Below are 11,456 nucleotides of genomic sequence, written 5' to 3' on the forward strand. Positions count from 1 at the left end.
GCAATGGCTCCACACCTACAATCACCACCGCGGACACACCGCACTCGGCGGCCGCCCACCCGCCAGCCGTGTCCACAACCTCACGAGTGAGTACAGCTAGGCCGTCGAGGTCGACGGCGGCCGAACTGGCCGCGCACGGCGGCGGCTATGGAGCCGTTCGCGATGCTGGGGTACTCGGGGGTCGCCGCCCGCGCGTGTTCGACGGCGTCCAGGTAGAGGGCCGAGGCGGGTGAACACTGCGTGACGGTAGGGCATCGCGGGTGAGGCTGATCGAGGTTTTTCGCCGGGGCGCGAACTCTCGCGGGGGGTGTGGACGTCTGACTATGTGGTGGCCGTGGTCATCGGGGGACCACGGCCACCACCAGCCTCAGTACGGGGACGGGCCGCCGAACATCTCGCTGAGCCGCGGCGCCAGGTCGAAGCTGCCGCGCAGTTCCAGGCGGCCGTCCATCAGAAGGGTCGCCGGGTTGGCGTCGCCGGCGAGGATCCGCAGGAAATCCGCTGTTCGCACGATGAGGGTGAGGGCGGGTTCGTCGGCCGGTCCGGGGTGGGCGCGGGCCCGGTTCTTGCCGAGGACGAGCGTCCATGTGGTGCGGGTCAGCCGGAATTCCAGCTCGCCCGTGAAACCGCCCGACGCGGACGGGTCGTAGGCGCGCGCCATTCCGGCGAAGAACAGGCGTTGCGCGCTGGGGCCGAAACGGCGCTCGATCTGTTCGTCCGTCCGGCCGTGGACGAGTTTGTAGAAGCCCTGCCGGAACCGTCGCCGGCCCGCGGCACGGACCTCCTCGTGGAGCGGACGACGTGAACGGCTTGCGCGGGCGACCTCCGCCTCCTCGTCGATGCGGTAGTCCGGCGGTGCCACCCGGGCCGGGGCACGGCGGGCCAGGGCGGCCTCAATGGCGGGAGCGAGCCGTTCCGCCTTGGCGGCCTCGCGTTCCTCGCGCCCTTCCGTGAAATGCGGCAGAACGGCCGTCCCGAAGAGTTCGAGTGACTCGCAGATATGCTCGTGCCTGTTCGGCCCCGACTGCAGGACGAACGAGATCTGGTCGACGCCGACCGACTCATAGCGCCGGATCAGGTCGATGACCTGCGCGGGCGTCCCGACGGCACCGCGCAGCGAGCCGACGTTGACGTTCAGCGTCTCGGCGTTCGCGATGATCTGCTCGCGCGAGAACCCGCGGGCCTCCCGGCGCTCCGCGAACTCCTCCCACACGTTCGTGCGTCCCGGGTCGTGCGGTGTGGGGCCGTAGTAATGCGCGAGCGCGTACGCGAAGAAGTGCGCCCCGTCGATGCCCCGGTCGATCGCCGTCGCCTCGTCCTCGTGCAGCATCATCGGCAGCACGACCGACACGTTCGGATTCACCGCGAAGCCCGCCGGAACGCATTCCTCGGACGCGAGTATGCGGTAGTACTCGTCCACCCATTTCCCGGCGTCCTCGGGTTCCACGAACGAGAACGACAGCGCCCCGATCCCGTTGCGCGCCGCGAACTGGATCGTCTCCCGCCGCGAGCATGCCACCCACAGCGGCGGATGCGGTTTCTGCACGGTCTTCGGCAGCACGTTCCGGGGCGGCATCTGGACGTATTCGGACGACCATCCGGCGAACGGCTCCTCGACGAACATCCTGGTGATGGCGTCGATGGCGTCCTGCCATTGGGCGCGCTTCTCACCGCGCCGCACCCCGAACCCGCCGAGTTCGGCGCTGGAACTCGACTCGCCCGTCCCGAAGTCGACCCGCCCGTTCGACACGAGGTCGAGCGTCGCGATCCGCTCCGCGATCCGCGCCGGATGGTTGACCGCCGGCGGCAACTGGACGATCCCGTGCCCGAGCCGTATCCGCTTCGTCCGCTGCGACGCGGCCGCAAGGAACACCTCAGGTGCTGACGAATGCGAATACTCTTCCAAAAAATGGTGTTCGACCTCCCACAGGCAGTCGAACCCCACCCGATCGGCGATCTCCGCCTGATCGAGCGCGTCCTGGTAGAGCTTCAACTCCTGCCCCTCATGCCACGGCCGAGGCAGTTGATGCTCGTAGAAGAGTCCGAAGCGCATGGCGACACCTCTCCCTGCTGCCCGGCCAGCCTCTCCCGCGTTGGACATCGAGTCAACAGTTCTGGTGTGCGCGTGGTCGGGTGGGAGCAAGCGCTCGGTTGACGGTGGGTGGGGGTGGGCGGCACGGTGTGGGCGTCGGCTTGCTAGTGAGGGAGTTCCATGGCGCCGTTGGACGGACTGCGGGTCCTCGATCTGACGATGTGGCGGCCCGGGCCGTATGCCACGCAACTGCTCGCGCAGCTCGGTGCCGATGTGATCAAGGTGGAGCCGCCCGGCGGGGAGCCGATGCGGATGTTCCGCGACCATTTCGACGTCCTCAACCGGCACAAGCGCAGCATGGTCCTCGATCTGAAGTCGGCGGACGGGCGGGCGAAGCTCATGGAGCTGGCCGAGGGCGCCGAGGTGTTCGTTGAAGGGTTCAGGCCCGGCGTCGCCGAGCGGCTGGGGGTCGGGCATGAGGTCCTGCGGGAGCTCAATCCGCGGCTCGTCTACTGCTCCATCTCCGGATACGGGGCGGAAGGGCCGCTGCGCGACGTTCCGGGGCATGACATCAACTACCGGGCGTATGCCGCCTCGCTCCCGCCCGATGCCGTCTCGCCGGAGGCGGACGAGCTTCCGATCGCCGATATGTCGGCCGCGACGATGGCCGCGTTCGCGATCACTGCGGCCGTGCTCAAGGCCCGCGCCACCGGGGTCGGCGACCGCGTCGACCTCGGCATGGCGGACGTCCTCGCGCACTGGGTCGGCACGGTCCCGGAGGCGACGAACAGGTCGGGCGCCGGGCCCGTCCCCGGCTACGGCGTCTACCCGACGAAGGACGGCCGGAAGATCACGCTCGGGGTCGTGTCGGAGGAGCGGCTGTGGGCGGCGACCTGCCGCGCGCTGGGCATCGAGGAGCACGCCGGCGTCTCGTTCATGGAGCGGCTCGCAAGGATCGGTGAGCTGGACGGCGCCGTGGCCGCGGCGGTGGCGAGGCTCAGCATGGCGGAGGCCATCGAGCGGCTGACCGCGGCCGGCGCCCCCGTGGCGCCCCTGCTGTCGCACGCCGAGATGCTCGGCCTCGACCACTTCAAGCAGCGGAGGATCCAGGAGGAGGGGCCCGTCCGGACGAGCGTCCACCCGCCCCTTCCGGAGGGGGCCGTCGCCGGACTCGACGAGCACCGGGGGCAGACCTGGCGTCTCACGCACTGAAAATCAGGTGGGATTGTCGTGCCCGTTTGGCATGCTTGTGGTGTGAACGTGCGTGCGATGAGTCCCCTTCTGGTCGGCAGGGCGGCGGAGCTGGGGGAGCTTCGGGACGCCCTGGCCGCCGCGCCCGGGGCGGTACTCGTCGGTGGTGACGCGGGGCTCGGCAAGACGCGCCTGATCAGGGAGTTCGCCCGATCCGTGGACGGGCGGGCGAACGTCCTCGTGGGGGGCTGCCTGGAGCTCGGCTCCGACGGCCTGCCGTTCGCGCCGTTCACGACCGTCCTGCGCGGCCTGGTGCGCGACATCGGCATCGCGGGGGTCGCCGAACTCGTCCCGCGCGGCGACACCGGGAGCCTCGCGCGGCTGCTGCCCGAGTTCGGGGAGCCGGAGTCGGACGCCGCGTCGGGGGAGGAGCGCGCCCGGCTGTTCGAGGTCGTGCTGACGCTGCTGGAGCGGCTCGCCGAGAAGGGCCCGGTCGTGCTCGCCATCGAGGACGCGCACTGGGCCGACCGCTCCACCCGCGACCTGCTCGCCTTCCTGGTGCGCAACCTCGGCGGCGGGCCCGTGCTGATCGTCCTGACCTACCGGACGGACGAGCTGCACCGCACGCATCCGCTGCGCCAGTTGCTCGCCGGGCTGCAGCGGCTGGAGCGCGTCCGGAGAATGGAGATCGGCAAGCTGACCCGGGCGGACGTGTCCGCGCTCGTCACCGAACTGCTCGGGCACCGCCCGCCGTCCGGCCTCGTCGAGCGGATCGAGGCCCGCAGCGAGGGCAACCCGCTGTTCATCGAGACGCTGCTCGGCGACGACGGCGAACTGGCGTGCGAGCTGCCCGAATCGCTGCGCGACCTGCTGCTGGCCGGCGTGCAGCGGCTCCCCGAGGAGACGCAGGACGTCCTGCGCGACGCCAGCGGCGGCAGTACGCGCATCGAGCACGCGCTGCTCGCCGCCGTGTCCGGGCTCGACGACGCCGCGCTCACCCGCGTGCTGCGTCCCGCCGTCGCCGCGAACGTGCTCGTCGTGGACGGGGACGGTTACGCGTTCCGGCACGCGCTGATCCGCGAGGCCGTCCACGACGACCTGCTGCCGGGCGAGCACACGCGGCTCCATACGCGCTACGCCGAGACCCTGGAGAACGACCCGTCGCTCGTTCCCGCAGGGCGGCTCTGGGTCGAGCTGAGCTACCACTGGAAGCAGGCCCACAACAGCACGTGGGCGCTGGTCGCGTCCTGGCGCGCCGCCGGTGAGGCGCGCAAAGCGGTCGCCTACGCCGAGTGCCTCGCGATGCTCGAACGCGTCCTCCAGCTCTGGGAGCGCGTCCCCGACGCCGTGGAGCGCATCGGCGCCGACTACACCAAGGTGCTCGTGGACGCCGCGACCGCCGCCGACCAGGCCGGCGAGTACGACCGCGGCATCAAGCTCGTCACGGCCGCGCTCAAGGAGATGGAGTCGGCGGACGGCGAGCGCGACGACGATTGCCGGGCGATGCTGCTGGTGCTGCGCGGGCGCATGCGGAACCAGATGGTGCGCCCCGGCTTCGTCGAGGACCTGCGCGAGGCGGTGCGGGCGCTGCCGGTCGAACCGCCGACCGTGCTGCGCGCCAGGGCCCTGTCGACGCTCGCCAACTACGTGCGCATCACCTCCGGCATCGCCGAGGCGCGCAGCGCGGCGCAGGAGTCCCTGGAGATCGCGCGCAGGCTCGGTGACCCGGTCGCCGAGGCCGAGGCGCTCATATCCCTGTTCTGCGCCGACATCGACTACGGGTTCGACGAGGGCCTCGGCGAGGTCGAGGCCGCCGCCGACCGGGCCGGCAACCATCCGGTGCTGCTCCGCTACTCCGTGATCAAGTCGCATTTCCTGGAGGGCGTCGGACGGCACGCCGAGGCAGCCGCCGTCGCGGCGCAGGGCAAGGAGCTGGCCCGCGAGTACGGGGTGGCCCGCACCCAGGGCACGTTCCTGAGCATCAACCAGGCCGAACCGCTGGTCTCCCTCGGCCGGTGGGACGAGGCCATGGCCGTGATGACCCACGCCCTCGAACAGGACCCGGCCATCACCACCCGGACCTCCCTGCTCGTCCTGACCGGCTGGGTGGCGCTGGCGCGCGGCGACCTGGCGACCGCGCGGCAGCGGCTCGGCACGTCCCGCGAGATCAAGAAGCTGAAGATGAAGTGGCTGAAGACGCAGGACTACTTCAGCACGCTGTGGCTGGAGGCGAACCTCGCGCTCGCGGAGGGACGGCCGGGCGTCGCGCTGGAGGCGGTGCGGCCCGTCCTGGAGCACGGCGGCCTGCCCGACGACGCCCGCTACGCGTGGCCGGTGCTGGTCGCGGGCGCCGCGGCGTGCGCGGAACTCGGCGACGCCGCCGCCGGTGAGCTGTGCGAGATCGAGAAGCGTGCCGGCGGGCTCCACTCCACCGGGGCCCTCCAGCGCGCGTACGGCCGCACGTTCGCCGCCGAGCTGGCCCGTGCCCGGGGCGTCCTCGACCCGGCCGCCTGGGACGAGGCCGCCACCGCGTGGGAGAGCCTCGGCAACCCCTACAATCGGGCGCGGGCGCTGATCCGGTTCGCGGAGGCCGCGCTGGCGGGGGGCGACCACGACGCCGCGGCGTCCGCGCTGGGCACCGCCGCCGACCTGGCCGCGGGCCTCGGCGCGCGGCGGCTCGCCGAGCAGGCCGCCGCCCTGCTGCGCCGCGTCCGGGCGCCGCGCCGGGGTGACGCATCGGCGCCGCTCGGGCTGACGCCCCGCGAGTTCGAGGTGCTCCGGCTGGTCGCCGAGGGACGCAGCAACCGCGACATCGCCGAGGCGCTGTTCATCTCGGTGAAGACCGCCAGCGTCCACGTGTCGAACATCCTCGGCAAGCTGGACGTGACGAGCCGCGGCGAGGCCGCCGCGACCGCCCACCGCCTCGCGCTGTTCGCCACCCCGAAGACCCCGGCCTGATTCGTGGCGGGGGACCTCCCCTCCCGGGCCCCCCGCCCCGAACCGTCGGACCACACGGGAACTACGTGGCCGGCCGGCCGGGCGGCGTCCCGCGGAAGCAGGCGGTGCTTCTCCGTCCGGAGAGGCGGTCGGCGACCCGTCCGGCCACTGCCCAGTGTCGTGGGCGCGGGGCCGCGATGGCGCGCGGGACATACCGTTCGGGGCGAGAGAAAAAAGCGACGGTGACGGGCCGTGTTCCGTGACCCGTCACCGCCGCCCGAGTGCGGGCCCGAGCGCAGGTCAGCGCGGGACGCGCGCGACGCAGATGACCGTCTGCCCGAACGGGGGCCGGACCACGCGCTCGATGGTGCGGGTCAGCGGCACGACCGTCCGGTCGTAGATCTTGACGAGCTTCGGGTCGGGGTAGCCGGCGCCGCCGCGGCGGACCGCGAACCACCAGGCGATGCCGCCGAGGAAGTTGATCGGCTTCAGCACCTCGGGGACGAGCCCCGCCTCCCGGACGGACGCCTCCAGCGTCGCCGGCGTGTACCGGGTGACGTGCCCGACCTTGCGGTCGAAGTCGCCGTAGAGCTGCATGTAGCCGGGCACCCAGATGACGATGCGGCCGCCGGGCTCGGTGACGGCGGCGAGGTCGCGCAGCGCCTGGACGTCGTCCTTGATGTGCTCCAGGACGTTCATCATCACGACCGTGTCGACCTTCTGCCGGATGTCGATGTCGGCCGGCAGGGCCAGGTCGATGACCTCGACGTCGTCGTTGCCGTCGTAGCGCTTGCGCAGCTCGCCGACGCAGTACGGGTCGTTGTCGCTGACGACGAGGTAGTCGAGGCGTCCGGCGAACTGCTCGGAGAAGTGCCCGAGGCCGGAGCCGACCTCCAGCATGGACCGGCCCACGTGCGGGGCGATCGTCTCGTACTCGTACTTGCGGTAGTTGCGGGCCTCGTCCCCGCCCAGGTGGTTCTCCAGCGCATCCTCCCCGGCGGCCGGCTGGACGACGTCCCCGCCGGGCGCGGGCCCGGGGGCCGGCGCGGCCTTCTTCGGGCCGCTGCCGAGGAGCTTGAGGAGGGTGCCTGCGATGGACTTCTTCTGACCTGGTGACTGCATACTTCCCGCTCGCTGGGTGCGTTTGCGTTCGGCTTCTCGTTCGCCGGATCGAAGAGCCGGCCCGCTCGGGGCGCGTCCGATCTCAGGCACGAAGGTCGGGTCAGTCTACCCATGCGTGCACGCCGGACGACGCGCGGCGACCGCCCCGCGCGCCGTTCGAACGGTGTGTCGCCTGGTCAGCCGATCGTCCGGTGCACCGACTCCGTCTCGCTCGCGCCCGGCTCGGACGGCGCGATCCACGGCCCCGGGATGGACGGGTCGAGGACGCCCTCCTCCACCCAGGCGAAGTCGCCGGCGAGGACGGCCCGCGCCAGCTTCACGTCCATCGCATCGGTGTTGCGCCACAGCCCGTCGAACAGCTCCTCGACGCGGACGCGCGCCTGCTTGCAGAACGCGTCGGCGAGCAGCAGCGCCGACTTGCCGGGCGCGCCGCCCGTGACGCCGCCGGCGGCCGAGGCGTCGGCGTGGGCGCGGACGCAGACCGCGCTCATCGCGTACAGTTCGGCGCCGATGTCGACCATCCGGCCGAGGAACCCCTGCTTGCGCTCCAGGCCGCCCTGCCAGCGTCCGGACGCGTAGAAGATCGAGCGGGCCAGCTTGCGGGACGCCCGCTCCACGTACCGCAGGTGCTTGGCCAGCGGCCCGAACTCGGGGTAGGAGTTCGGCCGCTGCCCGGCGCCGGTGACGAGCGTCGGCAGCCAGCGCGCGTAGAACCCGCCCGCCTTCGCCGCGGCCCGCGCCTTCCGCCCGGCGGACGCGTCCGGGTCGATGATGTCACCGGCCACCGACAGGTGCGCGTCCACGGCCTCGCGGGCGATCAGCAGGTGCATGATCTCGGTGGAGCCCTCGAAGATCCGGTTGATGCGCAGGTCGCGCACCAGTTGCTCCACGGGCACGCCGCGCTCGCCGCGCGCCGCGAGCGACTCGGCGGTCTCGTAGCCGCGCCCGCCGCGCACCTGCATCAGCTCGTCCCCGACCTGGCACGCCATCTCCGACGCCCACAGCTTCGCGAGCGCGGCCTCGATCCGGATGTCGCCCCGCTCGTCGTCGGCGAGCTGGCTGGACAGGTCGAGCATCGCCTCCATCGCGTACGCGGTCGCCGCGATGAACGCGATCTTGCGGGACACCGCCTCGTGCTCGCCGACCGGCCGGCCCCACTGCACCCGCTCCCTCGACCACTCGCGCGCGATCTTGGCGGCCCACTTCCCGGCCCCCGCGCACATCGCGGGCAGCGACAGCCGCCCGGTGTTCAGCGTGGTCAGGGCGATCTTCAGGCCGGCGCCCTCGGCGCCGATCAGGTTCGCCTTCGGGACGCGGACGTCGTGGAACCGCGTCACGCCGTTCTCCAGGCCGCGCAGCCCCATGAACGCGTTGCGGTTCTCGACCGTGATGCCGGGCGTGTCCATGTCGACGATGAACGCGGAGATCCCGCCGCGGTGCCCGCCCGCCTTCGGGACGCGCGCCATCACGACGACGAGGTCGGCGACGACGCCGTTCGTCGTCCACAGCTTGACGCCGTTGAGGACGTAGTCGTCGCCGTCCGGGACGGCACTGGCGCGCAGCCGCGCCGGGTCCGAGCCGACGTCGGGCTCGGTCAGCAGGAACGCGCTGACCTGCCGGGCGCAGCGCGGCAGCCACGCGTCCCGCTGCTCCGGCGTGCCGAACTGCTTCACCGGCTGCGGGACGCCGATGGACTGGTGCGCCGACAGCAGCGCGCCGAGCGCCGGCGACGCAGACCCGACGACCATCAGCGCGCGGCCGTAGTACAGCTGGCTGAGCCCGAGACCGCCGTACTTCTCCGGGATCTTCATGCCGAGCGCGCCGAGGTCGCGCAGCCCGGTGATGACCTCGTCGGGGATGCGCGCCTCGCGCTCGATCAGCGCCCCGTCGACGCGGGTGGCGCAGAACTCGGTCAGCCGGGCGAGGAACTCCTCGCCCTTGCGCCGGTTCTCGCCCTCCGGCCGCGGATGCGGGTGGATCAGGTCGAGCCGGAAGTCGCCGAGGAAGAGCTGCTTGCCGAAGCTCGGCAGCCGCCACTCGGTCTCGCGTGCCTCTTCGGCGACCTTCCGGGCCGTCCGCTCGTCGACGTGCGTCTGGGTCTGCTGGCTCATGCTGATCGCCTTTCCCGAGGTCGGGCCGGGAAACCATGGCCGCCGGGGAAACCGGGGCCGCAATGGGGGCCGGTGACCGGATCGGAAAACCCGCGCCCGGCAGGTGCCGGGAAGTGGTCCAATGGACGGAGTGCCGGCCGGAGGCCCGGCTGGTCCGGGTCGGAGGGGTACGCCGCGCGTCATGGGTGAGGCACGCAAACCGACGCTCATCGCCTCGGTGCAGCGCGCCCTGCGCCTCATGGAGGCGGTGGCGTCGCATCCGGGCGGCGCGCCCGCCAAGCAGCTCGCCCGCGAGGCGCGGCTGCCGCTCGCCACCACCTACCACCTGCTGCGCACCCTCGCCCACGAGGGCTACGCGACCCGGCTGCCGGACGGCGCGTGGCTGCTCGGCGAGCGCGTCGAGGCCCTGCGGGGGCGGAGCCGGACGCAGCGGCTCCTGGCCCGGCTGCGTCCCACCCTCGTCGAGCTGCGGGACGAACTCGGCGTCGCCGCCTATTTCGGCATGCACGTGGACGACGAGATCCGCCTCATCGACATCGCCGACGGCCCCCGCGCGCCCCGTGTCGACGTGCGGGTCGGCTTCGAGGACGCCGCGCACGCCACCGCGCTGGGCAAGTGCGTGCTGAGCCAGTTCGACGAGGAGCGCCGCCGCGACTACCTGTCCCGGCATCCCCTCGTCGACCTGACCCCGCACACCATCACCGAGCCGGGACGCCTGCTGCGCTCGCTCGCGGCGTCCACGGCCGTGCAGGTCGACCGCGAGGAGTACGCGCTCGGCACCGGCTGCGCCGCCGTCCCGGTGGCGGACGCGACGGGCTCCGTCGTCGGCGCCCTGGCCATCTCCTGCCGTCCCGGCAAACTCCCCAGGGTCGAGAGGTCCGCCCATCGCCTCCACGCCACCGCCGACCGCATCCAGCGCGCACTGACCTTCCCCGGCTGAGGAAGGCGCCAGTCCCGGCGAAAAACGTGCCAGCGAACACTGGCGCAATGGGGGATGCTCGTCCATAGTGCTCGCATGAGGCGATCGTTAATGAAGGCGGCCGTCGCGGGCGCCGTCCTGCTGCCCCTTCCCGTGACCGCGCACGCCGCCGAGAACGACGTGCGCCCGGTGTCCCTGCCGTTCCTGTGGCCGCGCGCCGAACTGGACGACGTCGCCGCCGACGGAGCCGGCGGCGTGTGGGTCGGCGGCGGCCAGGGCGCCTACTGCGTGCCGTGGATCGACTACTGCGCCCTCTACAGCGCGGGCAACCCGGTCGTGCGGCGCTGGACGGGCTCGTCCTGGCGGGAGTACCCGATCAACGGCTGGACGGGGAACGGACTGATCGGCCGGGTGGCGTCCGGCGCGGGCCGGACATGGATCGGCGGTGACGCGACCGACTCCGGCTACTTCCGGTACCTGGCCGTGTTCGACGGCTCGTCCTTCCAGCGGGTCGAGTCGCCCTCGGCAGCGTCGGTCGGGATGCTCAGCACGGGGCCGGCCGGCACCTGGATCACGCAGGCGGTCGGTCCCGACTCCGCCGAGCCGCGCCTGCTGAGGCGGGACGGGGACGCCTGGCGGGCCTTCGACGTCCCCGGCCATGACGCGTTCATCAGCGATGTGCAGGGCCTCGCCCCGGACGACGCGTGGGCGGTCGGGGCGCGGAGGGGCGAGGACGGCACCGGCTGGCGTCCCGCCGTGGCGCGTTTCGACGGGGCCGCCTGGACGTGGACGACCCCGCCGGACCTCGGTTCGGAGTACCCGGGCATCACCAAGGTCGTCCCTGTCGGCCCGGACGACGTCTGGGTCATGGCGGCCGGCGGGCTCGCGCACTGGGACGGTTCCGGCTGGACGGTGATCGACGGCCCCGGCCGCATCGCCGACCTCGCCGTCGACGGCACGGGAACCCCGTGGGTGGTCACCGCGTACTACGACGGCGGGACGCTCCACCGCTACAGCGGCGGCACCTGGCAACCCGTCGCCCTCCCGGCCGGGACGCGTCTGAACGACATAGCCGTCACCGGGACGTCCACGATCTGGGGTGTCGGACGGGCCGACGATGCGCCGGTGGTGGTGAGCAACTGAC

Annotated in this window: 7 protein-coding genes; 4 read left to right on the top strand and 3 right to left on the bottom strand. The window is 72.4% G+C overall.

Annotation, left to right across the window (positions count from 1 at the left end; translation table 11 throughout):
• Positions 1–367 precede the first annotated feature (367 nt).
• A complete protein-coding gene (locus ABZ806_RS02140; RefSeq protein WP_500214782.1) occupies positions 368–2,053 on the bottom strand; it encodes an LLM class flavin-dependent oxidoreductase in 1,686 nt (561 codons plus the stop codon).
• 159 nt (positions 2,054–2,212) lie between these two features.
• On the opposite strand from ABZ806_RS02140, the gene ABZ806_RS02145 reads away from it, so the two are divergent.
• Together ABZ806_RS02145 and ABZ806_RS02150 are read left to right on the top strand one after the other, a co-directional pair.
• Positions 2,213–3,244, top strand: coding sequence for a CaiB/BaiF CoA transferase family protein (locus ABZ806_RS02145; protein ID WP_500214783.1), 1,032 nt, complete (start codon positions 2,213–2,215; stop codon positions 3,242–3,244).
• A 57-nt stretch (positions 3,245–3,301) separates the two neighbouring features.
• Positions 3,302–6,181, top strand: a complete 2,880-nt coding sequence (locus ABZ806_RS02150; protein WP_500214784.1) for a helix-turn-helix transcriptional regulator — start codon at positions 3,302–3,304, stop codon at positions 6,179–6,181.
• A gap of 279 nt (positions 6,182–6,460) precedes the next feature.
• Here the strand turns inward: ABZ806_RS02150 and ABZ806_RS02155 are convergent, their stop codons facing one another.
• Both ABZ806_RS02155 and ABZ806_RS02160 read right to left on the bottom strand, forming a co-directional pair.
• Positions 6,461–7,282, bottom strand: coding sequence for a class I SAM-dependent methyltransferase (locus ABZ806_RS02155; RefSeq protein ID WP_500214785.1), 822 nt, complete (start codon positions 7,280–7,282; stop codon positions 6,461–6,463).
• A gap of 176 nt (positions 7,283–7,458) precedes the next feature.
• Positions 7,459–9,393, bottom strand: coding sequence for an acyl-CoA dehydrogenase family protein (locus ABZ806_RS02160; RefSeq protein WP_500214786.1), 1,935 nt, complete (start codon positions 9,391–9,393; stop codon positions 7,459–7,461).
• Between the two features lie 181 nt (positions 9,394–9,574).
• Here ABZ806_RS02160 and ABZ806_RS02165 point away from each other — a divergent pair, with 181 nt between their 5' ends.
• Together ABZ806_RS02165 and ABZ806_RS02170 are read left to right on the top strand one after the other, a co-directional pair.
• Positions 9,575–10,333, top strand: a complete 759-nt coding sequence (locus tag ABZ806_RS02165) for an IclR family transcriptional regulator (protein WP_500214787.1) — start codon at positions 9,575–9,577, stop codon at positions 10,331–10,333.
• A gap of 75 nt (positions 10,334–10,408) precedes the next feature.
• A complete protein-coding gene (locus ABZ806_RS02170) occupies positions 10,409–11,455 on the top strand; it encodes a beta propeller repeat protein (protein WP_500214788.1) in 1,047 nt (348 codons plus the stop codon).
• The last annotated feature ends 1 nt before the right edge of the window (position 11,456 follow it).

This window comes from Spirillospora sp. NPDC047418 (assembly GCF_040643275.1).
GTDB lineage: Bacteria > Actinomycetota > Actinomycetes > Streptosporangiales > Streptosporangiaceae > Spirillospora.